At 43.0% G+C, this 23,466-nt stretch carries 25 protein-coding genes and 2 tRNA genes; 4 read left to right on the top strand and 23 right to left on the bottom strand.

Translation table 11 applies throughout. The features are described 5' to 3' along the window. Positions 1-212 precede the first annotated feature (212 nt). Positions 213-854 carry a hypothetical protein gene (locus tag Q4E64_RS08130; RefSeq protein WP_303167340.1) on the bottom strand — a complete coding sequence of 214 codons (642 nt, stop codon included), beginning with the start codon at positions 852-854 and terminating at the stop codon, positions 213-215. A 47-nt stretch (positions 855-901) separates the two neighbouring features. Further along, positions 902-1,117, bottom strand: a complete 216-nt coding sequence (locus Q4E64_RS08125; RefSeq protein ID WP_303167339.1) for a helix-turn-helix domain-containing protein — start codon at positions 1,115-1,117, stop codon at positions 902-904. A 253-nt stretch (positions 1,118-1,370) separates the two neighbouring features. On the opposite strand from Q4E64_RS08125, the gene Q4E64_RS08120 reads away from it, so the two are divergent. After that, entirely contained in the window at positions 1,371-2,489 is a 1,119-nt protein-coding gene (locus tag Q4E64_RS08120) for a hypothetical protein (protein WP_303167338.1), read from the top strand. A gap of 69 nt (positions 2,490-2,558) precedes the next feature. Here the strand turns inward: Q4E64_RS08120 and Q4E64_RS08115 are convergent, their stop codons facing one another. The 9 genes from Q4E64_RS08115 to Q4E64_RS08075 form a co-directional block, all read right to left on the bottom strand. Then, complete coding sequence (locus tag Q4E64_RS08115; protein ID WP_303167337.1) at positions 2,559-3,443, bottom strand: hypothetical protein; 885 nt, start codon at positions 3,441-3,443, stop codon at positions 2,559-2,561. Between the two features lie 16 nt (positions 3,444-3,459). Beyond that, on the bottom strand, positions 3,460-4,101 hold the full coding sequence (locus tag Q4E64_RS08110) for a zinc-ribbon domain-containing protein (RefSeq protein ID WP_303167336.1): 642 nt from the start codon (positions 4,099-4,101) through the stop codon (positions 3,460-3,462). A gap of 214 nt (positions 4,102-4,315) precedes the next feature. Beyond that, on the bottom strand, positions 4,316-4,942 hold the full coding sequence (locus tag Q4E64_RS08105; protein WP_303167335.1) for an ERF family protein: 627 nt from the start codon (positions 4,940-4,942) through the stop codon (positions 4,316-4,318). A gap of 13 nt (positions 4,943-4,955) precedes the next feature. Then, entirely contained in the window at positions 4,956-5,246 is a 291-nt protein-coding gene (locus Q4E64_RS08100) for a hypothetical protein (RefSeq protein ID WP_303167334.1), read from the bottom strand. A 301-nt stretch (positions 5,247-5,547) separates the two neighbouring features. Continuing rightward, complete coding sequence (locus Q4E64_RS08095) at positions 5,548-6,438, bottom strand: hypothetical protein (protein WP_303167332.1); 891 nt, start codon at positions 6,436-6,438, stop codon at positions 5,548-5,550. Continuing rightward, positions 6,438-7,058: a hypothetical protein gene (locus Q4E64_RS08090; RefSeq protein WP_303167331.1), complete on the bottom strand. Its 621-nt coding sequence runs from the start codon at positions 7,056-7,058 to the stop codon at positions 6,438-6,440. Before Q4E64_RS08090 ends, Q4E64_RS08095 begins: the two co-directional genes overlap by 1 nt. Positions 7,059-7,162: 104 nt before the next feature. Beyond that, entirely contained in the window at positions 7,163-8,242 is a 1,080-nt protein-coding gene (locus Q4E64_RS08085; protein WP_303167329.1) for a DUF932 domain-containing protein, read from the bottom strand. A gap of 132 nt (positions 8,243-8,374) precedes the next feature. Further along, a complete protein-coding gene (locus tag Q4E64_RS08080) occupies positions 8,375-9,598 on the bottom strand; it encodes an ATP-binding protein (RefSeq protein ID WP_368501545.1) in 1,224 nt (407 codons plus the stop codon). A gap of 799 nt (positions 9,599-10,397) precedes the next feature. Then, the gene (locus Q4E64_RS08075; protein ID WP_303167327.1) at positions 10,398-11,693 is read right to left on the bottom strand and encodes a hypothetical protein; all 1,296 of its coding nucleotides are present in this window, start codon (positions 11,691-11,693) and stop codon (positions 10,398-10,400) included. A 104-nt stretch (positions 11,694-11,797) separates the two neighbouring features. On the opposite strand from Q4E64_RS08075, the gene Q4E64_RS08070 reads away from it, so the two are divergent. The 3 genes from Q4E64_RS08070 (at position 11,798) to Q4E64_RS08060 (ending at position 15,057) form a co-directional block, all read left to right on the top strand. Further along, positions 11,798-13,600 carry a DUF5906 domain-containing protein gene (locus tag Q4E64_RS08070; protein ID WP_303167326.1) on the top strand — a complete coding sequence of 601 codons (1,803 nt, stop codon included), beginning with the start codon at positions 11,798-11,800 and terminating at the stop codon, positions 13,598-13,600. A gap of 45 nt (positions 13,601-13,645) precedes the next feature. Continuing rightward, complete coding sequence (locus Q4E64_RS08065) at positions 13,646-13,834, top strand: hypothetical protein (RefSeq protein ID WP_303167325.1); 189 nt, start codon at positions 13,646-13,648, stop codon at positions 13,832-13,834. 62 nt (positions 13,835-13,896) lie between these two features. Then, positions 13,897-15,057 (top strand): site-specific integrase, encoded by a 1,161-nt coding sequence (locus tag Q4E64_RS08060; RefSeq protein WP_303167323.1) that lies wholly within the window; start codon positions 13,897-13,899, stop codon positions 15,055-15,057. Between the two features lie 116 nt (positions 15,058-15,173). Here Q4E64_RS08060 and Q4E64_RS08055 read toward each other — a convergent pair. The 12 genes from Q4E64_RS08055 to Q4E64_RS08000 form a co-directional block, all read right to left on the bottom strand. Beyond that, positions 15,174-15,265, bottom strand: a tRNA-Ser gene (locus Q4E64_RS08055). A 68-nt stretch (positions 15,266-15,333) separates the two neighbouring features. Next, positions 15,334-15,423: transfer RNA gene (locus Q4E64_RS08050), tRNA-Ser, on the bottom strand. 45 nt (positions 15,424-15,468) lie between these two features. Continuing rightward, complete coding sequence (locus Q4E64_RS08045; protein WP_303167322.1) at positions 15,469-16,101, bottom strand: cyclodeaminase/cyclohydrolase family protein; 633 nt, start codon at positions 16,099-16,101, stop codon at positions 15,469-15,471. Between the two features lie 70 nt (positions 16,102-16,171). After that, positions 16,172-16,579, bottom strand: coding sequence for a pre-16S rRNA-processing nuclease YqgF (locus tag Q4E64_RS08040; protein ID WP_303167320.1), 408 nt, complete (start codon positions 16,577-16,579; stop codon positions 16,172-16,174). Further along, positions 16,572-17,726, bottom strand: coding sequence for a DUF3084 domain-containing protein (locus Q4E64_RS08035; protein WP_303167319.1), 1,155 nt, complete (start codon positions 17,724-17,726; stop codon positions 16,572-16,574). The genes Q4E64_RS08040 and Q4E64_RS08035 overlap by 8 nt, the downstream gene beginning before the upstream one ends. Positions 17,727-17,763: 37 nt before the next feature. Further along, a complete protein-coding gene (locus Q4E64_RS08030) occupies positions 17,764-18,855 on the bottom strand; it encodes an LptF/LptG family permease (protein ID WP_303167317.1) in 1,092 nt (363 codons plus the stop codon). 11 nt (positions 18,856-18,866) lie between these two features. Then, positions 18,867-19,586: an LPS export ABC transporter ATP-binding protein gene (gene lptB / locus Q4E64_RS08025; protein ID WP_303167316.1), complete on the bottom strand. Its 720-nt coding sequence runs from the start codon at positions 19,584-19,586 to the stop codon at positions 18,867-18,869. An 18-nt stretch (positions 19,587-19,604) separates the two neighbouring features. Continuing rightward, positions 19,605-20,441: an LptA/OstA family protein gene (locus tag Q4E64_RS08020; RefSeq protein WP_303167315.1), complete on the bottom strand. Its 837-nt coding sequence runs from the start codon at positions 20,439-20,441 to the stop codon at positions 19,605-19,607. 1 nt (position 20,442) lies between these two features. After that, the gene (lptC, locus tag Q4E64_RS08015) at positions 20,443-20,997 is read right to left on the bottom strand and encodes an LPS export ABC transporter periplasmic protein LptC (protein WP_303167314.1); all 555 of its coding nucleotides are present in this window, start codon (positions 20,995-20,997) and stop codon (positions 20,443-20,445) included. Further along, positions 20,987-21,889, bottom strand: a complete 903-nt coding sequence (locus Q4E64_RS08010) for a lysophospholipid acyltransferase family protein (protein ID WP_303167313.1) — start codon at positions 21,887-21,889, stop codon at positions 20,987-20,989. Before Q4E64_RS08010 ends, lptC begins: the two co-directional genes overlap by 11 nt. Next, positions 21,889-22,491, bottom strand: coding sequence for an HAD family hydrolase (locus Q4E64_RS08005; protein ID WP_303167312.1), 603 nt, complete (start codon positions 22,489-22,491; stop codon positions 21,889-21,891). The genes Q4E64_RS08010 and Q4E64_RS08005 overlap by 1 nt, the downstream gene beginning before the upstream one ends. Next, entirely contained in the window at positions 22,491-23,456 is a 966-nt protein-coding gene (locus tag Q4E64_RS08000) for an SIS domain-containing protein (RefSeq protein ID WP_368501550.1), read from the bottom strand. The genes Q4E64_RS08005 and Q4E64_RS08000 overlap by 1 nt, the downstream gene beginning before the upstream one ends. Positions 23,457-23,466: the final 10 nt, after the last annotated feature.

Here is a 23,466-nt window from a genome sequence, read left to right as displayed (position 1 = left end):
GATACACCTCTTGTTTTTATAAAAATAGCCTTCGATATATTTTTTCGAAGGCTATTTATTTAATTATACAGCCAAAGGCCTTCGCATAAATATATTTTATATTATTTACACCACTTCTATTATTTAGAAAATAAATATTAAATATGTCCGCGCATCGATCTAGTTATAGCTGGATAAAGATAGTCTATAATTTTGTTACTTCTTCTATTATTTTAAATAGATAAGAAATCACAACATACTAATCCTATATTATAGAGCATATCATCTGCTCTCTTAAAAAACATCTTATCGTTGGGATCAAAATTAAATCCATCCAAAGCTTGATATACTTTAATAGAATTATTTTCTTTTAAAATAACCATTTTAAAATTCATTGTTCCACAAGCAGTTTTTATTCTAGATTTTGGTTCCTGTACTATTATAACGTCACAACTAACTCCATATCCAGGATTACCATTATAAGAAATCTTTTCCAACAATTTAATAGTTGGCCCAGATACATATGTTTTAGCAACAGTCGGCCCATATCCATCTACTGTATTATTAATAACCTGTATACAAGGATAATTAGTATTTTTATTTAAGAAATATTCTGGTTTAAATCTTTTATATCCAGTAAATTTATCCCCTGATCCATCATTAAGCAATGTCCTTATAACATCTACATCTATCGGAAAGCCAGTCTTGGTTTGATTATCAATATGATCCGCATATTGTTCTTTGTATGTTGGTGTCTTACTTTGTTCTGTTTTAATAACAGGTTGATCGCTATTATTTTTATTACTATCGTTTCCACATCCTATAATGCTACTGCAAACAGCTATCATTAATATAAAAAACAGTATTTTTGTCATTTTTATCACCTAATCTCTTAATATTGTTTCAACTAACTTTTAATTTACTATTCTTTACTCATTAACTCGGCCACATCTACTTCCAAAGCTTTTGCTATCAACAGCAAAGAATTCGTATTATGGGGTCCCTTTCCCCTCTCAATGTCAGAAATTCGCGCACGTGAAACGCCTGCCATTTCTGATAATTTTTCCTGCGTTAAACCCTTTATACGACGATAGTATAATATTTTTGCTCCTAACGTTTTATACTCCATCGCAAACATCCCAAAGCCTCCTTTGTTAAGTATATTATCTCCATTTATTATGTAACATTTCCTCAAATTTTTCAGTTCAATATATTTGATATTTGTGCTTTATCTATGACATTCGCCGTTGTTACGCGATGAACGTGCTCCTTTTGGCTTATAAAATCGCTTTGACGTATCATTTTTCTTATTGTAAAATAAGCCTAGAAACTTTAAAACAATTTATCGTTTCCAATTTTTAAACTCACTTCGCCATCACAGGAGTAAAACTATGCCCAACATCGAATTTTTCTTACAAAATTATGTCAGCGACTATCAAATAAAAACCTTAGCCCAAGGCAAAGATAAATTTATCTGCTCTGCCGCCAAGCCCGTTGCCCAACGTCTTTCTTCCAAAGTTACGGACTCCGGCGGTAATCCGGTCAACCTCGCGACCGCCTTCGCCAATATCGACCTCTCCGACGAGCAAGCTATCCTGCGCTTTTGTAACGCCTACGGCCTGCCCTACTCGTCGCAAAAATGTTTGGATTTGCGCAAAGCCATCAACAGCCAAGAAGACGTCATCAGCTTTCTTTTCGACGACCTTTATCTCAACGAAATGCTGTCGGAGCAAGACTGCTCCAAGCAAAACACGGACGAAGCGCAGCTTTTTTATTTTGCAACAGAAGTCGCCGACGAGGATATCATGCCGCTAATTTTATTTCAACGCTGCGTCAAAATTACGCGCTGCATTTTGACCGTCCAAAACTGGCTGCAAAAGCATGAAGGCTCGCTCAACAGCATTGTCCACTCCTTGGCCTATCTATTATATTTCGCTGGACGCGGCACGCACTATCTCGCCTTGCAGCCGACAACGCCCACGCTGACTTTTTCCGTGAAAATAAACGTCGAAAAAAATCCGCACAACCCCAAGCTATTGCAGCGGTTAGCGAAGCTAAACAACGGCGCGCAGCTCATCGCATTTATCGGCAGCTTAGACGGCAAAACCTTAAAAAATATCAAGGACTACGACAGTAATCTCATTACGCAGGAAGCTTTCAACGCCATTGTGGAAGCAGATATTCCCTGCATGAATAAAATTGACCGCGGCTTCGCCCAAAGCGTCGTCTACGATATCGTCAACGACGGCTTAGGCGCGGCCACTTCTAAAATAAGCGTCGTCGACAACGCGCCCGCGGCCGAATGGTCCACCGCTTATCTGATGAGCGCTATTTATCTCGACCTTTATTACAGCATTATCTATGCCGACACCTATAAAAAATGCCGCAATCCTCAATGCGGCAAATATTTTCTCACTACCGGGCGCCGTGCGGACGCGGTTTACTGCTCCAACGCCTGCGCTTCCAAAATGGGCAAAAAAGGTAAGTATGTGAGAATCAGCAAGCAATAAAAAGTCAAAGCCGGACTGTACTAAGCAGCCCGGCTTTTCGTTTACAGAGACGCTGGCAGCAGCGTCATTTTATAAATTTAAGTAATCGCACAGTATAAGCCCCGCGTTATAATAAGCCATGGAAGCAGTGCTGTTATCCAACATAATCCACTGTCCGTTGTATTCCCCACATACGGCGATGCCCTTACCTGTTTTAATCATCAAGCGGTTATGCTCCCTAGATTTATTGCCTTCGGAATTTGTAATTATTAAATCGAATTCCACTACCGTATCGCTGCCGCTTTTGCTAACAATTTGCGCCGAACGGCAGTCCACGTACCTGCTCGCGCCCTGCCTGCTCATAACCATTGGCAGCTCCGGATCGTTATTCAAATACGTCGGCGGATTAAACAGATGATAATTGGTATTGCCGCTTTTTTTAGTTACAGAAGCGGCAGGCTGCTCTTGCTTTGCCGTTGTCTTTTCCTGCAAATTTTTTAACTTGGTATGCAGCGTATCGATAAGCTCTATATGCGAGCGCATACCCGCGTTCTCCTCCACAATCGCCTGCAGCAATATGTCCTTGTTTTCTACTGTCTTGCCAGTTTTAAGTAGTTCGCACATATTGTACAAAACGTTATTGTATTTTAGCAGGAATTGCGTCGTCGCTTTGGACAACCCTTTGGTCAACGTTTTTTCCCGCTCGTTTTTAATAGCGTCGAGCTTGAAATCGTCTTCACGCAAACGTTTCAAATTCGCTTCGTTCTTCTCTATAATGGCGCTTACATGCTTCAACGCTTTCGCAGAATCTGGCGTCGACTCCTTGCCGATGTATTCCACCACCTTACCCATTTCTATTATCGGATATTGCGCCATCTCATAAATTTCCTCCGCAGCGTTTTTATTGCCGCCGCAGCCCGTCATAACGCTCATCAACAAGACAAGAAGCATTACAGTTATCTTTTTTATACTCATTATATCCTCCAAAATTTTATTCTCCGGCTAACAAATCTTTTCCGTAATTGTTAGCGCCGTTTGTTCCCTTAACGAAAACCAGATACAGGCACAGCAAGCCGTTAAGTACGGGAACGCCCAAGAGCAGCGCCCACCAGCCGCTAAGATTCAAGTCGTGCAGTCGACGAATATTCAAAGAGCAGTTCGCGACTATATTTAGCAAGATAACAACACAAGCTAAAAAACAAATGGCATAATCCAAAGCGCCCATATAATATTCATCGACAAACTCGTCTACTATCGCTAAAATTATGAAGGTCACAACCATCAGAAAAATATTTTTATAAATATAATCCTCTCTGTTCAGCCTGCCTTCAAAGCTCACAAACTGTCTCTTAAATAAAGCCCAGGTCAAAATATTGCCTTTGTTTTGTACATTGGGGTCTAAAATCAACCTGCAAATTTCTTTTAAGTTTTTAGGAACAGCAACCAAAGCCGTCGCCTGAAGCTGCGCTCCACAAACCGGGCAGAACTGGCAGCCTACGGCTACCTCCGCCTTACATTGCGGGCATTGATTTGCTACCCTCATATTTTCTACGATTTCCTGCTTTTGTCCGCATTGAGGACAAAAGGCCGCGTCGTCTGCCATTGGATTATTACAGTATATGCAATTTTTCATTATAACGAACCCTTCCTTTCCAAAATAACGCTTAGTGTCTCTATTGTAAACTAATTCCGGAAACTTTGATTTTTAAAGCGTTTCTTATCTGTAAATTTCTCAACACGACTACTGTTGCGTATTACGTATAAAAAATTAGCCGCAGAAGCTTCAAACTTCTGCGGCTCTTTATCTACTTGAATTCTTCGTCTAACAAATTATATAACACTCACTTTTATGCGGCTCGCGCAGCCGTCTTTTGGCAATTCATACAAAACGGCTGCCCATATTTACTTACGGAATAACGCAAAACCTTCTCCGATATTGCTGCGCCGCATCCTGTACAAATAGCGCCGTCCGGTTGCGTAGCAGTTTCTTTTGGCGTCGTATTCGCTGCTTTGTCATTTCTTTTAGCCTGCGGTTCTGCCGCATTAACCTCATCTGTACGACTGTCCGCTTCCGGGTCGTCGCCGGTCGCAATGCACAAGCTCATCATATAAGCATATTTAATGGCCGCCGTCTGCGCTTTCATCACAGCCTTATCGCCTGCGTCCTGCCCGCTGCCCAAGCCAAAAATCTCAACAGCTTCCCCGCTTTCGCTGTCAACAATCTGTATTCTCATACTCACCGTAGCAAGATGTTCCTTGTTTCCTTTTAGATTAGTAACTTCATCAAAAGCTATTAGCGTAGGCTGCGCAAAGCAAGCCAGATTATTTCTAGCCAGCGCTTCGTTAACCTTATACAAAACGTCTTCCGCCGTAGCGTACTTATAATTATGGAAGCTGTTCAGCCCGTTTTTAGCGATATGGCTGCAATCCGCCATTACCTTTACCAGCTTCCTGGCAATCTTCATATTTTCCATAGTAATAAACTCCTCAATATTCCTCCGGCAACAAAATAGTAATTGTATCATAGCCACTACTATTATTATTGTCTGCTATAATCCATATTTTTACTTCGCTGGTATCATAGCCCGCCAAAATAAAATCTTTGTGCTTCAGAGCTTCATCATTAAGTTCTGCATCTTCCGGAGTGACTTCTCCCCAGTCCAAACGATAAAACCTACCCAAAGAAATAATCAGCTCTGTTTTGAACAGCTCTGATTTTCTAGCCAATTCTGCAACAGTTACAGTTTGATAAATTCTTGCTTTGACAAACGGATTCATATTCTTTTTCCTCCTAACTTATCTTTAAAAAATATGTCCAATGTCCTGCTGTCCAAGAAAAAAACAGTGCAACCCCACATATTTCAGGCTTATTACACTATTTTTTAGCTGGACATTAGACATAACAAAAGAGCAGGATTCCAAAGTTTCCTGCTCCCGTAGTAATTATTGACGTATATATTCTTTTAACTTATCACTTACGCATTCTTCCGAAACACAATAATGCCAACCAAACCTTATCGGCAGCGTTCAAGCTATCATAATCAATATAGCTGATAATACGCCCAAGATCTTATAATGACTATGCGGCAATTTGCTGAACGCCTTTGACCATCCTGCCATAAGGACAATTAGCCGCCACAGCGCAATATTCTTTGCATTTCCTGTCGTGCCACCTCTCTTTTGCGCTGCACAATTTTGGCAGATACCCCTTAGCTAAAGCGTCATCCAATAGCTTCGCTTTGGCGGACATATAAAGCTTTATCCAATGATCGGAAATTTTATTTATCCTAATAATATAGACAGGCTTTCTTATATTCCGCTCGTTAGCTATGCGTAAATTATAATCGCGGCACATAGCCTGAATCCTCATATCAGCTACTACAAAACCTCTTTCTTCTAGCAGGATACGGTAATAATTCAGCTGCACAGCCCAGTCCAGCAGATGCTTTACTCCGTCAGTCCGCCATTCTTTACGAGTTTTTGCCTGCCCTTTCCTCAGCCCTGTTTTATAGACCTCTCCCGTCGCTACGTCCACCTTATAGTACCCCAAAGCCCGCATCAGCTTATAAGAAGACGTGACCTTGTAATCGCCCAGCGTTTTGTCGCTATAATCTACAATCTGCCCGTACAAATCAAACTTACCGCTGGTTATTTCATCCGCCAATCGTTCCTCGCTGAGCATATTGCCGTCAGCATAGCTTTCATGTATGGTATGCACCGCGCTTCCATGGATAGCGTATAACTGCTGCATAGGGTCAACGGCATAATCCGTCGTCTTTTTCAAATACGTTTCCCTTACCCCGCACAGCAGTTCCGTAACTGTAGCCTTATCCAGTTTTCTGTCCAGCGAAGCCGCTACGGCTCTAAGCGTCGGCAGGAACATACATCTTACGACATAAGGACACTGGTTAAAGCATTTAAAAACAGGTATTTCCGTTCCATCCGGGCAAATAAATCTCGTTGCAGGCATTACGCGGCCTTCCTTTCCTCTTCAAACGCAAGACGATTAATACGGCAATAATAATTCTTATCCTCCTGAATATGCTGCCCGGTTATTTTACGCTCCAAATCAAAAATGTCGTCCAGCTCGGACGCACCATCACACAGATATTTTCTGATAAAGTCAAGCAGCTCAGAAAAAGAAGCAAAATATTCTGTTTCAAATGTACTGCCGTCCCCATAGGATAAGCGGAATCTGTCTTTAAAGAAAATGCCGTCAACGTCGTTGGTTACATATACGCCTAAGCCAGCTTCCTCCGAACAGTAAATAATGCGTATATCATTGGCGTAACGCTCACTTATAAGCTTATAAAAATTTTCCATATGCGGCTGCCACGCAGTCTGCGTTTCTACGCCGAAGTAATAATATCCGTCCCTACTGCTGATAACGCCGTCGCAGCCTGTAAGATCGTCGCGCCGGTCAATAATCCCGTTTAGCTCTTTTTCCACATAGCCATGCAGCAGGAACAAATCATATACGCTGCCGTAACCTATATTTTCAAAGCAGGCACGCATCTTGCGAAATAATTTTTCCATAACAGTTCTATCCTTTGCGCAAAAATAAATCTGGTTCATACAATAATTAGCCATACCAAAATCCTCCTGAAAAGCAGAAAAGCGGACAGCCTGAGCTGCCCGCCAAAATTCTTTGCTTCTAAAATAGTGTTGATTCAAATATTGTTTAAAGATTTTTCTTACGCAGCTTTAGGCAACAACGTCAGTTTATTTCTACTGACAGCGGCTATGCCCTCTTCTAAAAGAGTGCCGCCGATACGTTCCAGTTCTGTCGCACGGTTGTAATCTGGAACATCCTGCGAAGACCTTGTAACGGCGTTTACAAGCCCGTAATGGGAATAATCGTTGCCCATAATAAAATGCCGCAGAATAGAACCTCGCTCATTCTTGTTGAGCAGATAACGGTCGCCTAAAATTTCCACAGTTTCTACAGGATTCTCACCGGTGCGGATATTCATAGCGGTGCGCATTTTATCTACCGTCAGAGCAAACCTAGCTTCATCAACTGCCGCCCGGACTATATCCTGCACTTTGAGAAAATATGCTTTATCATCCGCTTCCAGTGTAGCGTCCGAATAGAGTTCGTAAGCGTTATCCGTATCGTCTACCTGCTTTCCGGTATGGTACTTTTTATGCGTAAAGTCCTTGCTTATCATGCCGTTCTTGCAAATGAGACGATACAGCAGCGGCTCTACCTTCAATGCTCCCAATCCAATTTCACTGTTGCTGATAACAAAACCAGCCTGCACTACATCACCCGGAACAATCTCGCTTTTCATTGTCTTGTTGATAATTTTGAGATATAAATGCGTTTCAGTAACATCGCAGCTGATTATTTCGCAGCCCTTCATTTCCGCAATTACCGGCATTACATGATCCACAAGCTCCAGATTATCCAGACGGCGATACCTGTCGCTCAAAAACGCCCGTAGCTTTCCGTCAAGCGTGCGCAGCATCCTCTTTTCAGGATTACGCTCAAGCCAACCGTTAATATTCTTATCAAGCAGTTCAGTATATTCGCTGCGCATACGCTCATAATACTTGTAAGGAATATTCAGCCGTTCCGCAATCTGCCGGTGCGCCACATCAGATACGGCATAAGAGAGGATGTCGCTTCCTGTAGCCACGCTAATCATGCTGCTGACGCTATTGCTGCGGACGGACAAATTTTTCGTATTGGCGATAAGGTCGATACGGGCGTCGCGTTGTCGGTCTAATTCCTCATAGAGTTTTTCAATGTTTTTAATTCCTTGTTTCATTTTCACTACCTCCGTAAAATTTGGTTAATAAAATATCTATGCTAAATAACGGCTGCCACCGCTGACAGCCGTTAGAATTTTAGAAATAAAAAAGACAGACAGTTTTCGCTGTCTGCCCTTCTATCTAACTACTCATATATATGCTACAGGTATTACTTTATCATTATCTTTTAACGTTACCAATTTATCGTAAGTACAAATTACTCCGCCGCTGCCACGTTTGATGCCTGGAATAGAATCTAAAACTGCAAAAGCTTTTATATCTGCCGTTTTTGGATCAGCGTGTTTTTTCATCTCCAAGGGATAGAGCATTCCATTATTCTCTATAAGCAAGTCTATCTCCCTCTGCTCTTTATCCCTATAGAAGTATAAAGACGGCTCCGCAATACCTTTATTATAATAGCTTTTTATAATCTCACCAATAACAAAGGTTTCAAAAAATGCTCCTGCCATAGCGCCGTTTTTTAACACATCTGCCGTAGTCCATTTTGTCAGATAAGCAGCCAATCCCGTATCCATAAAATACAGCTTCGGCGTTTTTACAGCGCGTTTCAATACATTATTAGCATACGGCCTGAGCAAATATACGATATTGCTAGTCACTAATATCGAAAGCCAGCGCTCCGCAGTAGTTACACTGATTCCTACATCACGTGCCAGAGAAGTAATATTGAGCAGTTGCCCCGTCATACTTGCAGCGGCTATCATAAATTTAATGAAATTTACTTCATCCCCTACCTGGGTCAGCTCTCTTACATCACGTTCGATATAAGTTTTAACATACGAAGCGTAAAACATCTGCCAGTCAAAATCAGTATTCACTACTAAATCCGGCATACTTCCCCTGTGAATCATTTTCCATAAAGCGTCATAAGCAAGCGGTTTTAATTCCTTTTTACGGCTCTCAAAATATTCCTGAGCAGGTAGGAACTCGGTATTAAATTTAATATCCTGCTGTTCACGCATAGACAACCCCAACAAATTTAAAACGCCTAAACGCCCTGCTAAAGACTCACCCACATTCTTCATCAGCTTAAACTGCTGGGAACCCGATAAATAAAATACGCCTTTAGCCTGCTTATCGTCCACATACATCTTTATGTACGGAAAAAGGTTGGGAGCATACTGAATCTCATCTATAAAAACAGGAGGCTCATTATCCTTGAAAAATGTCGCAGGTTCTTCTATAGCTGCATGTAGCTGCATAGGGTCGTCTAGCGTAACATAAGCTGCCTTGCTGGCAAAATTACGCAGCAGCGTAGTTTTGCCTACCTGTCTAGGCCCTGTTACTAATACTGCGCCAAACATTTTTGCAGCTGTCTGCAATACTGTTTCCAAATGCCTGTAAACGTACATAGCCTTTCTCCTTTCTGACTAATTCATTTTTTAATATTATATTAGTCTATTTTGATAAAAAAGGCAAGTTTTTTATGTGCCTTATGTTCCTATGTTCCTTTGCAAGGGTTTCTAATATATTTAGAAACCGGCAAGCTGCAATTCATTATAATAATATATAACCAAAATTACAAAATATTACATCTGCAATCCTTTCCTCTGATCCAAAATATCTCTACTTATTTCTATAAAACTAACTCTAAGTTTTTAGTTCCAGTTCCTGTTCCATCAAGAGAAAGTCTATTAATATCATTTAAATTATATACGAATTACATTTTATAATATATATAATATTTTGTTTTTTACTGTTGGAACAGGAACTAGACCATATTTTCCGATTCTGTTTTCTGCTCCGATAAAATTTTATCTAATTTTTTATAAGTCCTTGTAAATAAAAAATCTATCTCGCCTCTCAAAAAAGCTCTTATAATCTGGCTATCATATGAATTCAATTTTTTTTGAGTTTCTATAAGATAGTGATTATATTTATTAGAGTCGGCTTTTCTTAACAATGCTTTTAGGTTCTTAATATTTTTTATTTTATCCCTAAGTATCGTTCCTGGTTCTATATTTATGAATTTTATACGTTGATAAAGTCGAGTTAAACCATTAGCACATACTTGATTGCCATATGATTCAAATAAAGCCCTCCTATCTTCATCACTTTCTATTGTTGGTTTATCATACGCAGGTCCACTGCTCCTATAAAATCCACCCCAAATTCCAGTTCTATCGCATAATATTTCTTCTAAATTCCTGTCTATTTTTTTATTTTACAATTAAAAATCCTGTTTAATTTTCCTTTGCTATATTCATCAAGCCAAAAGAAATATTGAAATTCCATATAATTAAGACATTGTTTTTCTTCTTTACTATTAGCTGTTTCCTTCCACCACTTAGGCCACCAAACTCTAATTCCACAATTTTTACAACGGCGCAATTCATTATTTCTAATAGCTTTTGAGAGTTCTATATAAAAATCAGCAGGAACAACTTTCCCTCTTTTTGCCATACAATCAATATAATTACAACTCACTATGCTCAATCCATACAATAATCCTCTCATTTTATAATAATATTTCCGTAGTTCAACCGGATCATCGTTTCCATGTTTGTTTACTCCATTAAAGACTATCCTATCATTTACATATTTTTCGTATTTTAACTTTAATATTCTTAATTTGCTTTCAACTTCTTCATTGCTTTGAGATTTCTGTATATAGCCTTCATATCTATTGTTTATGTATTTTAGCAGTTCATTGCCAAAGTAATATCTATATTTATTGATTATATTAATTTTATCTTTTTTCTTTCTATAGCTACGATAATACAAACTATGCAGTAGAGAAAATACAATACACGCACTTATTACAGAATAAGCACTACGAATTCTTCTGCGTTTAATTTCTTTCTTCAAATTAATTAGAATTTGAAGAACAATATAAAAAATTAATAATGGTTGTCTTTCATAATCATCATTTTTAGTTTTTGATAATATTAAGTATAACTTTCGCTTTAATCTGCTATTATCTCTATAATCCTCATATCCAATAATATTCTTCACCCATATCATTAGTTTATTTATTAATTCGTTTATTATTATCAGCTTTTTATTTTTTTCATCTTCTGATAATTTATAAAAATTATTTCCTCTTCTTTCTTCATTAATAATTTCATCTATATATTGTAATATTTCATTTATAATGAATTTAATATCTTTTTTTATATTTTCTTTAGTACAGAGTTCTTTTTCAACCCATCTGGAGAGCATCCGAAACTTTAAAATATTTTTATATAAAATCTCTTTCTTATCATAATTATAAATGGATTCTCTAAATAAAATGAATATAATATCGCACCATAAATCACTTTCACTAACTTTATCTCTCAAAAATTTTTTATAATTTGGGTTTTCTTTATCCAGCTCTTTTTCGAGTAAATCAAGACTACCGTATTTATACTGATCTTCATATAGTAAATATTTGTGAAGTTTTTCTCGCACTTCTAGTATAAACTTATCTTCCTCTGAATCAGGTGTTACGATTTTTTCAGTCACTCTAAATCATCCTTTTTTCATATATACTTATCTTACTACCAGCGAGGTTTGTTATTAACAAGCCTAAGCGGTATTAAATTTTTGGAAAGGGGATGTTACGCATTATGCAAAATAACATCTACAACAAACTTAATCAATCAGACGCCAGAACCATTAAAGAGTTTTATTCCAATGGCGGACTATTTTCTCTTTATTATAAGGGAACGTCCCTTTACGAGAGAATATTACCTGATGACGAAATGTTAAAAGCAATGCAATATTGCTATGATTCAGAAGTATTCCAAGAAAAATGCCCTGAAATTTGCAAAATAATTTCAGCATATATTACTCCTGCTCAATCTTCTAAGATCATGGAAATTGCTTTACAACCACCAACAACAAATATAGTTACAGATTCATCAGACCAAAGCTACTATACCAGCGCACACCAAGGAAAAGATGCTTCTACGCATATCGTTTTTCCTCAAACTTTTGGAACGCAAAAAAATTCTCCACAATCGCCAATAGAAACCATAGTTACAAATCCATTAACCAAAAGCTACCAGTCAACCACCTGCCAATTAAACAATCCATCTATAAAAAATATGCAAAAATCGCCAAAGCCAAATGCTGCACAGTTAGCCGAACAATTCCTTCATACAAAGCATGTAAGAATATATTTAGAAACAATATATATTCTTGTATCCAGTTACTATATCCCCTTCACAGAAAATGAATTTTACCGCCAGCTCAATAAATTATTTCGAGAAGAAGCCGAAAAAGTTGGTACAATCAAACTCTACACAGAAATAACAAACTTTATCAAATGCGACGATAAATATGTCATTAGTGATGATCAGTATTTAGCCCAATCTCATCTAATTTGCTTTTTAGACGGATATCTAAATACAGATAATATGACTTTCCTGCCTCCTAATCCACATATTTTTTTCCGTACTTACGTAAACCTAAGCTATTTTGATGTCCAAAAATCATTTAATACCCACATCTTTGATGAATATCTAAATAGCATTACTGGTAATGATCAGATACTTCAAACGCGCATTATTGAAATGATTGGTCTCTGCATAAGCAATGATATGGCCGCTAAGGTTTTATTCCTTTTACAAGGTGTTGGCAATAGCGGAAAATCAACATTAATTTCACTAATTTCAGCATTATTTCCTGAAAATCTTGTCAGCGCAATCAATATAGACGATCTAGGCCAACAATTCAGCATTAGCGAAATTTTTGGCAAAGCTTTAAACACAAGCGCCGAAATGGGAGACGCTCCACTATCAACAAAAACAGTGCGCAGGCTCAAAGAACTCACAGGCGGCGATTTGCTTAGCGCTGATGTTAAATTTAAGTCCTGCATAAAATTCCGTAATACAGCCAAAATTATCGCTGCAACCAATAATATATTGCTTACAGAAAAATGCGATCCAGCATTTTTAAAGCGGATTTTAGTCATTCCATTTAAATATTCAGTTCCCGATAATGGCATTAACTACAAACTTTTGGAACAACTTAAAAGTGAACTTCCTGGTATAACAAGGAAAGCTATTCAAGCTTACATAGCGCTTCGCTCAAGAAATTATATTTTTACCGGCAATTATAATCTTAATGAAGTATACCAAAAAGGTTATTCTATTCCAACAATAACCCCTGACTATCTAAAGAATTTTTTAGACGTAAGGGTAGTCCCTGGTTCTGATGATGACTATATCAGAATAGGTTTACTTTTTGAACTTTATAAAAGCTGGCTGGCAAATAATCATTTCCCCGCACCACCGGATAGCTCTTCTGAGCTATCCTTCGGCAAAGCTTTGCGTAAAATTTACCCATCAAGTAATTTCAAGAAACAGCGCATTCCAAATTGCCAATCTCCGGTAAGCTGCTTAATTTGCTATAAAGTAATCGAATAGTAACAAATTTCAATTATATATTATTGTACTGAGGAGGACTTTGCAATGATTAATATTGATCCATATCGATTCTACTCACCTAAAGAGTTAATCTCTGCCAATGGAGGTCCGTTGCCAATGAGCATATCTGCAATTTATTCGGCTATCAAATCAGGAAGAATTCCGTCCAAGCAGTTAGGAAAACGGCTACTGATTCCCGGTAAATATCTGGAACAATTGATTAACTCCAAATAATTTTCAGAGTGCCGTCTTACAAGGCGGCACTCGCATATTACTTAGGAAAGGTCTGATAAGACATGAAACGAGCAAACGGAGAAGGTAGCATTACCTTCAATGAAAAGCGTCAACGCTACGAATTTAAAATCAGCTATGTTGACACGACCCATCACAAAACCAAACACAAATTATTCACAAGCAAAAAATCAGCTAAAGAAGCAAAAAAAGCAGCTGATGAATTTATGCAAAACCTAGCCATTACAGCAGCAGAAAGCTCATATACGCTTTCATGTTGGCTAGATCAATGGCTTAATGATTTTATAAAAAATACAGTTAAAGTAAAAACTTTTGAGCGTTATGCTAATCTTATAAACCGGAACATTAAACCATACGCTATTTCCAATATGCCACTTACAAGCATAAATGGCTCTATGTTGCAAAAGCATTTCAATTTTCTACTGCTAAACGGCGGCATCCAGTGCTCTGGTATTGCGCCAAGGAGTGTAAACTCAACCAGGCGACTTCTTATTTCTGCTCTTCGCGTTGCTGTTGATGAAACTCTGCTAGAAAAGAATCCAGCAGAAAAAACTAAAGCGCTCCGTGTGCAACCGCCTGCAATACATGTTCTAAGCCATGACGAAGGGAAACGGCTTAGAAGTTCTGCTTTAAAGCGTAACAGGGCAGCCTGGTTAGTCGTATCCTTAGCGTTAGGAACAGGTATGCGAGTATCAGAGATATACGGGCTTGAATGGAAAAATATTGACCTTCAGGCTAAAACCTTAAAGGTTGATAAAATAGTAGTAACCACCGCTAACGGAATCAAGATTCAGGATACAGCAAAAACAAAATCTAGCCAGCGTATAATTCCATTACCCAATAATTTAATATCCGCTCTAAAACGTTATCGCTTATGGCAAAAGATACAATCCATACGCTATGGGTATCCCTATATGACATCTGAATGGGTACTTTCAAACCAGCAAGGACTACCTCGCAGCCCTAACTCATTTTCTGCGCATCAATACAAAGAAATTCTACGTTCCGCAGGAATATCAACAGATGTGCGAATGCACGATCTGCGGCATACTCATGCTACATGGCTGCTAGAAGCAGGTGTCAACGTCAAAGTTGTTTCTGAACGGCTAGGCCACAGCAATTGCCGTATTACATTAGATATCTATGCCCACTGTATGAAAACCATGCAAGACAAAGCCATTGAAGCCCTCAACAAAATATTATAATAATCCTTAGGTCAAAGTCAATTGGTAGTAGAATTTTTTATTGTCCACCTCGTTGTCCACCCGCAAAAAAAATAAGAGCCTTCGGATTTATCCGAAGGCTCAATAACCGCTTGGTTTGGCGGAGTGGGTGGGATTCGAACCCACGCACGGGGTAAACCGTCTAACGATTTAGCAAACCGTCCTCTTCAGCCAGCTTGAGTACCACTCCATTAGACTACTATATTAGTATAACAGAAGTTTTACTTTTTGGCAAGACCTTCTGTACACTTTTTTCTTTGGCGGAAAGGGTGGGATTCGAACCCACGGAAGGCTTGCACCCTCGCTAGTTTTCAAGACTAGAGCCTTAAACCGCTCGGCCACCTTTCCATATAAAAGTAATTATACGTTAAAAGCGTCCTTACGTCAAGCCTTTTACGCTAAAGCTGCGTCCGTCGCCCGCAGAGCCCTTGTCTCCAGCAATGCAGCCTGTTCCTGCATAGCAGCCAGCTCGCTGCTCACCGTTTCGTTATACTCTGCGTCCTTCGTCAGCTGTAAATTGATGCGCACATTATAATCGGCGCAACGCAAAGCCGTACGCGCCAGCAAAGCGCTGCACGCCCCATCGGTGATTACGCCCGGATTGCCAATCGCCACCAGTCTGTCTGCCAGCTGCAGCGTCACTAAAGCCTTACGGGCAATTGCTAACGGCACCGCCGCCGCCTGTTTAGCCGCCATGCGCACAGCCTGCGTCCGCGCAGCCTTTTCCTCATCTGTCGCTTTCGGCAGCTTATAGCACGCCATAAAGCTTTCAAAAACCTTTGCATCGTCCTCTGCCAACTGCAAAAGCTCTGCCCGGACAACCTCGGCCTGCGCCAAAAGCTCCTTAACCTCCGCTTCCTGCGCGGCAAAGCGCTCCTTTCCCACAGTAAGATTGCCTACCATAGAAGCCAGCGCCGCCGCCAAAGCCCCGGCCATAGCCGCAGCGCCGCCGCCCCCCGGAGTGGGCGCTGCCGAAGCCAAAGCCGTCAAAAAATCCTTGCTGCTCAAGTCAGTTAAATTCTGCATTTCTTACCTCTTTTCTATACAAAAGGCTATGCAGCGCGAGCCGCCTTGCTCACGTCCGCATAGCCGTAAACTACAAACTCTTGCTTTGCGCCAGCCAGCGCCGCACCTGCACTACAGCCGCATAAGCGTCCAGCGGCTCCGGCGGCACCTGCAGGCCCAAAGGCAAAAGCTTCCGCCAGCCATGAGGCGGATTTTCCTGCCAATACAGGCTGCGCGCCTCCTCCGTACTGTGCGCTTCGCCGACCAACGCTAAAGCCGCATCGGGAAAAGCCTTTCGCACTGCAGCGCCGATGGCTTTGCTGTTAGTACCGTTGCCCATAATAATCTGCGCCGGCCGTTCCTGACCAATGAAAGTGCGCAGCTCGCTGGCAATACTGTCCGTCGCCGCAATGTGCAGCGCCAGAATACTACCGTCAGCCGCCACCAGGGCCAGGCCTGTTTTGCTGCGTCCCGGGTCGATTCCCAAATACTTATTCATTATTGGGCAGCACCTCCAGCCGCACCCTGACCGGTCCGGCCGTAGTGATATCGCCCTTGGCATAAGCTCTGAGCGTAAAATTACCGTTAGTGCGGCGCATAGCGTTGCTGGTTTCAATCATCGTCGCCGCGTCCATATTGCCCACTTTGCCAGTCAGCGGGTCTGGCAGCACGCCGGCTTCCACGGCCTTATGGTTGACCTGCGTCAAAAAGGCCATAATAACGTTTTCATAGAGCTCCGGGCTGACGCCTGTGTATTCGTTACTGAAAATCAAAGACCCGTCGGGATAAATAAACTGGTTCTCAAAAATTTCAATTTCACAAACCACCAGCTCGCCCACAATAATATTAGCTACGGTGCGCAATCTGAAAAACAAATTGCCCTTGCTTTTATCTAACGCGTTCACAGCGTCAGTGACCATGTTTTTGGAAAGCCATATGGCTTGCAGCGGCTGCTCTTCTTCCTGCCGCACACCTAAGCGCTGCAAAGCGGCCTCGTTAGCGTTTTGCAGCAGCCAATTAACCTGGACGATATTTTCTTCATGCTTCAGCCCGCCGCGCATTATGCCTGCGTAAACTATCTCGCCGGCACGGTAATAAACCTGCCCCTCGCGCATATTGATAATGCCCTTGCGCAAAGCTTCGGTAGTTTTTTCCAAATTTTCTATTTCGCCTGTCAGCTGGTCTTTGGCGTCGGTCAAGCTTGCTACTTCGGCTTGCGCCTTGCTGTACATATCGTTGACCTGCGCCAGCTTGGCGTCCATTTCGTCGTTTTCTCTGGTGCTTTCCAAAATTTTAGCGTCCAGCAGGCTGATTTTATGGTTCTGCTCGTCCACTTTATCCTTAGCAGCCGTAAGCGCGGCTGCCGCGTCTTCCTTTTCTTCGTTTAGCAGCTTCAACTCCTGCTGCAATTTGTCCATACCGAACAAAGCGGTACGCGCGCTCTGCGAAGCGACCGCCATTACGCCGATTGTCAACACGGCGATTATTGTTCCGCTGGTGACAGTCAGCAGGATGGACGTATATTTAGGGCGCAAACCAAAAACAGACATTTTCCTTTTGCCTATTTTACTGCCCATTTTGTCAGCAATATAAGCGATCAAGCCGCCGACGACGGCCATCACAATAATCAGTCTAATGCCGACCACGCAACCGCCTCCCTAAATCATCATAATAAAAATCCGCCTACACGTTTTTCTTTTTCATCAGGTACAAACCTGTAAACAGACACAAAATATTAGGCAGCGCGCAGGCCAACAGCGGCGGCATAGCTCCGCCCTTGCCCAACCCGGTGGTAAAGGTCATAATCGCGTAATAAATAAAAATTACGATGATACTGATTCCCAAACCAATGGACGAGCTGGTACGCTGCTTCTGCGTCCCTAAGCACGCGCCAATCATCGCGAAAAAGAAACTGGCCAACGGAATATTGATGCGCATGAAGATTTCGCACCATTGCCTGTTAGTAGGCGTCTGCTGCTTTTCCAGCATACCAATATATTCCCGCAGCTCGCGAATGGTCATCTCCTCCGGATCCTTTTGCTCCCAGGATATCTGCTTGGGAGAAAAGTTCAGCGGAATAATCTGCTCTTTAAACTTCGCAGTACTTTGCACGCCCTCTTCGTCGTCCAAAGCGAAAACATTACCGTTGACAATGCGCCAGGTACCGTTTTCCCAATAGCCTTCTCTGGCCGTTTGAATGCGGGATATTCTTCCCTTATTGAATTCTTCGATAGTGATATCGGTCATTTTGCCAAGCTTTTCGTCAAATTTATTAGCGTAGGTAACGCGCTGCGTATCTCCGCTGATAGTTTTGATGACGATATGGCTTTGGGTAGAAGGCCTGCTGTTATGCCTTATTTCTTCATTAAGTATTCTCGAAGCTTCCGCCTTGGAGGCAGGCACTACCTTCTCTGCCCACACCATGGAAAACATACTGACGATAAAGCCAACCACCAGCACCGGCGCCACAATACGGTAATAGCTGACGCCACCAGCCTTCATAGCCACAATCTCACTGCTGCCCGACAGCTTGCCAAAGGCCATCAAAGCAGCCAGCAGCATCGACATGGGAAAGGTATAGTTGATGATCTCCGGCAAATTATACATGAATAAACGCCCTACGGTTTCCAGAGAAGCGCCGTAACGAGTCATGTACTGGGTAATCTTAAACAGCATCGTACTGGCGATAAAAATGCTGGAGAAAGCGGCAATTCCGAAGATAAAGGGATACAGCAGTTCCCTTAAAACATAACGGTCTAATAAACGTAAACCCACTTTTCTTCCTCCTACATACTAAAGTGATCGCCAAGATAATACTTCCTGGCCACAGGGTCGTTAGCGATGGTCTTGCTGTCGCCATGCAGCAAAATCTTGCCTTCTGCCAAAATATACGCCTTATTGACAATGCTCAGCGTTTCGCGCACATTATGGTCCGTAATGAGTACGCCAATGCCGCGCTGGGCTAAATGAGCGATCATGCCCTGAATATCGGCAACCGCGATGGGGTCGATACCGGCGAAAGGCTCGTCCAGCAAAATAAAGGCCGGGTCGGTGGCCAAAGCGCGGGCAATTTCCACGCGGCGGCGCTCGCCGCCGGACAAAGCCTTGCCCTCGCTTTTACGCACATGGTTTAAGCGAAATTCATCCAGCAAAGCGTTCATCTTTTCCTCCCGCTCGGCCGCAGACAAAGATGTAGTTTCTAAAATCGCCATAATATTGTCTTCCACCGTCATTTTGCTGAAAATAGACGCTTCCTGCGGCAAATAGCCAATACCATTGCGAGCCCGCTCATACATGGGCATACCGGAAATATCCTTGCCGTCCAAAGTAACGGTACCGGAATCAGGCTTTTCTATACCGACAATCATGTAGAAGGTCGTTGTCTTGCCTGCGCCATTAGGACCTAAAAGCCCCACTACGCTGCCCTGCTCCACGCTGATACTGACGCCGTCCACCACATGCCGCCCCGAATAAATTTTAACCAATTTATCTGTTCTAATAACCAAGCTCGTGCCCTCCGTTAATTAAGCCGCAGCCAGCTCATCCTGTTGCGTTATGCCAGGAACAACCTGTTGTTCGCTTTGCTGCTCCGTGCCTGTTGCTGCGGACTGTTCAGCGTCTTGTTCCTTGCCGGTAACAGCAGGCTGTGTTTCCGGAATGTAATGAATTTTTACATTGCCGTCGGCAACGGCTACATTGGTATTGGTCAAACGCAGCTTATCCCCGGCTACAGAATTACCGTTCTGCGTAGCCTTGGCGTTGCCAATAAGCTCCACATAACCGCTGTTATCAGTTTTGTAAATAGCACTATCGGCAGAAGCCTTCAGGTCACGAGCCGGACTGTCAATGTCAACGCCGCCATAAGCGTTGGCTACCCCCTGCGCCATATCGTAATCTATTTTAGCCGCGTTCATTACGCTGCCGTCAACATCGGTCAAGCGCGCCCAGCTGCCAATAGTTTCCGCAAACTGACGCTCCTTATAATAATCCACTCTATCGGCGCTAAGGCTTTTGCCCTCCTTAGTAATTACGGCATCACCGACAGCGGAAAGATCATTTTCATTATGAGCAATAAATTCATTGCAGACAATATGCGCATCCTCACGATCGGCAATGACATTGCCTATCAGCGTGCCGCTTTTGCTTTTACTGTTGAACTTAGCATAATCAGCCGTAGCCTTGCCGCCGTTTTGCAACAAAACCACATGCCCCTTAGCCTCTCCTTCGCCTGTTTGCAGATTATATTCCATCTCGTCGGCCTGCACGCTGAAATTATCTGCAGCAGCTAAGCAAGTAGCGCTCAGTCCCAGCGTCAAAATCGCGGCAGCAGCCGTCAGTAAAATTTTCTTTGTATAATTCATTTTATTCGCCGCCTTTCACAACTTTAGCATTTCCTTTAAGCTTTACACTTTTAAACGCACTGGTAGTTATCGCCTTATCTGCAGTAGCAGTCCACGCATCCTTCAGCATTTTTACATGCCCTTCGCCAGTGATAAGCTCCTTATTCTGGTTCCAGGTTACTTTATCCGCATAAAGCTCGCCGCCCGTGTTCAGTACGGCTTTAACGCTGCCCTCCAAAGAAAAATCATTTTTATTAATTTCGGCATAGCCCTTTTCCGCTGTGATATCCAAATAGCTGCCATCATTGCGGTAAACCTTCCCCTTAATGCCCTTTAGATAAGCTACGTTCTTTTGTCTGTCGTTGACTACTTCCTCAACTGTAAATTCCCACAGCTTCTTCCCATCCTTTTCGCGATTTAATATGCTGTTTTTCAAGGAAGAATTTATTTGCGCGCTGACGCCGTCGCCCACCTTAACGGTCACAGGCTTTTCGCCGCCCAGCATAAGCCAGGCAATTACAGCGCAGGCAATGAGGATGCCTGCCGCAATGGACAGGACTATCTTTTTATTTTTCATCTGCTCCTTTTTCCTCCTCCGGCGGCGTATATGGCGTATTCCAGCGGTGCTGGAACCAAATCCAGTTATCTGGGTATTCCTTAATGATTTTTTCGACCTCCCGGGTCATCTTCAAGGTTACGTTATAATCGTCGGCCTTTTGGTCGCCGGTAAATTCATAGCGAATCGGGTCGCGAACGATGGCCTGATGCCCATAGCCGTCCGGCTTGCGGATAATGAAGATAGGAATAATCGGCGCTTTGAACTTACGGGCAAAATAAGCGGGACCCGTAGGCGTAGAAGCCATCTTGCCCAAAAAGGGTACGAAAATTCCGTCGTAGCCGCCGTCCTGGTCGGCAATCAGCCCCAGCATGCGTCCCTTTTTCATAGCGCGCGCGCAACCCAGTATTTCGCTGGTCCCGCGTGAAAAAATTTCCTGACCCACGCCTGTGCGCAGCTCGTTCATAAAATCGCTGTACACTCTGTTGGGCTGGGGCTTTTCCACTGCGCTCAGCGGAAAGCCGTTCAGCGCCAGACCGGCGCCCAGCCATTCCCAGTTATCCATATGGCAGGCCAGCATGACGACGCCGTGACCTTCCCTCACTGCGTCCCATAAAACCTCAGGCCGGTCAAAGGTCACTAGGCCGCGGATATTATCGCGGTTCAAAGCCGGCATGTATAAAATTTCCATAAAGGTAATACCCAGATTGATAAACAGCGACTTAATCGTAGCTCGCGCCTGTTCTTCATTATATTCCAAACGCTCGCGGATAGTTGCTTCCGCACGCAGCCGCTGCTTCTTCGCAATCTTATGGTACAAACGGCCCATACCCTTGCCGATTACCACCACCGCTTTATATGGCAGCCAAGAAACCACCGTGCTAATAGCTTTTAAAAGATAATACAGCCACATTATTGTTGATCTCCTTGTCCGTCCTGGCGATAGGAATCTACCAAAGAATTCCATTTTCCTTGAGCCCGCAAAATTAGCTCAATAATCTCGCGTACTGCACCCTTTCCTCCAGGATAGAAAGTAATATGATCTGCAGCGCCACAAACCTCGCCCACCCCGTCGTCAGGAGCAAATGCTAATCCCGCCGCCTTAAAAGCAGGTAAATCATTAAGATCGTCGCCCATATAAGCGACCTCCTCCTGCTGAAGACCTAAAGACCTATATAGCATGGTCAGCGCCGTATACTTATCCCTTACTCCTTCGCACATCAATGTAATCCCTAACTCTTCTGCACGACGGTGTACAATAGGACTTTTACGCCCAGTAATAAGAGCTATCTGCAAACCGCTGCGCAACGCGCAACTAATCCCCAAGCCGTCCTTGGCGTTAAAACTTTTAAACGCCTCGCCATCATCTCCAATGTTAATAGTCCCGTCAGTCAGAACTCCATCAACATCCAAAGCTAACAAACGTATTCTTTCCAAACGAGGAAATAAGTCCTTTACATGACGTATATACTCAAGAGTTTCCAACTCCTCCTGCGTCTTTTTATTTTTAGCCATTATACCACTCCCTGCCTTACCAAGTCGGTCATATGCAGCAGGCCGATAACCTTGCGCTGCTCATCGATGACAGGCAGCACCGTAATCGGTTTAGGCCGGTTGCTTTCCATTAAATGCAAAGCCTGCGCCGCCAGCTTATCCTGCGTAATGGTTTTGGGATTAGCCGTCATCAGCTCCTTAACCGGGCGCTGCAAAAAGCCCACGCCCTTGCTCAAGCCGCGGCGGATATCTCCGTCCGTCAGCACGCCCTGCATAATACCGTTCTCGTCCACCACGGACACAGCGCCCAAGCCCTTGTCCGTAATAACAAAAAGCGCGTCCTGCACCTTCGTATCCGACAAAACCGTCGGATTCTCATCGCCCTTATGCATAATATTGCCCACAGTCAAAAGCAGCTTGCGCCCCAGGCTGCCGCCCGGATGGAAAATAGCGAACTGGCTGGCCGTAAAATTATGCTTTTTGAGCAGCGCCAAGGCTAAAGCATCGCCGTAGGCCAGCGCCGCCGTAGTACTGCTGGTAGGTGCCAGCCCTAAAGGGCAAGCCTCCTTAGTAACGCCCACGTTCAGAATAACGTCCGCATTGCGTCCCAAAGTGGAATTGGCGTTGCCCACCATAGCGATGATTTTCGCGCCAATACGGCGCAGGGACGGCAGAATATTGAGCACCTCGCCCGTCTCGCCGCTGTTGGACAGGGCAATGACCACATCATGGCAGGTCACCATGCCCAAATCGCCGTGAATGCCTTCGGCCGGATGCAGGTAAAAGGACGGCGTGCCGGTGCTGGCCAGCGTAGCCGCCATCTTGCGGCCAATCAAGCCGCTTTTGCCCATACCGGTAATTACCGTGCGGCCCTGGCACTCCAAAATCATGCTTACTGCCGCTGCAAAGTTTTCATCTATGCGGGGAACAAGCTCTAACACCGCCTCCGCTTCCATACGCAAGACCTCCCGCGCATGCTCCAGCATTGCTTCCATA

Origin of the sequence: Phascolarctobacterium sp., from assembly GCF_030531065.1 — a bacterium.
Taxonomy (GTDB): domain Bacteria; phylum Bacillota; class Negativicutes; order Acidaminococcales; family Acidaminococcaceae; genus Phascolarctobacterium_A.
The sequence above is the reverse complement of the archived record's forward strand: the minus strand, read 5'-3'. Positions and strand labels throughout refer to the sequence as shown.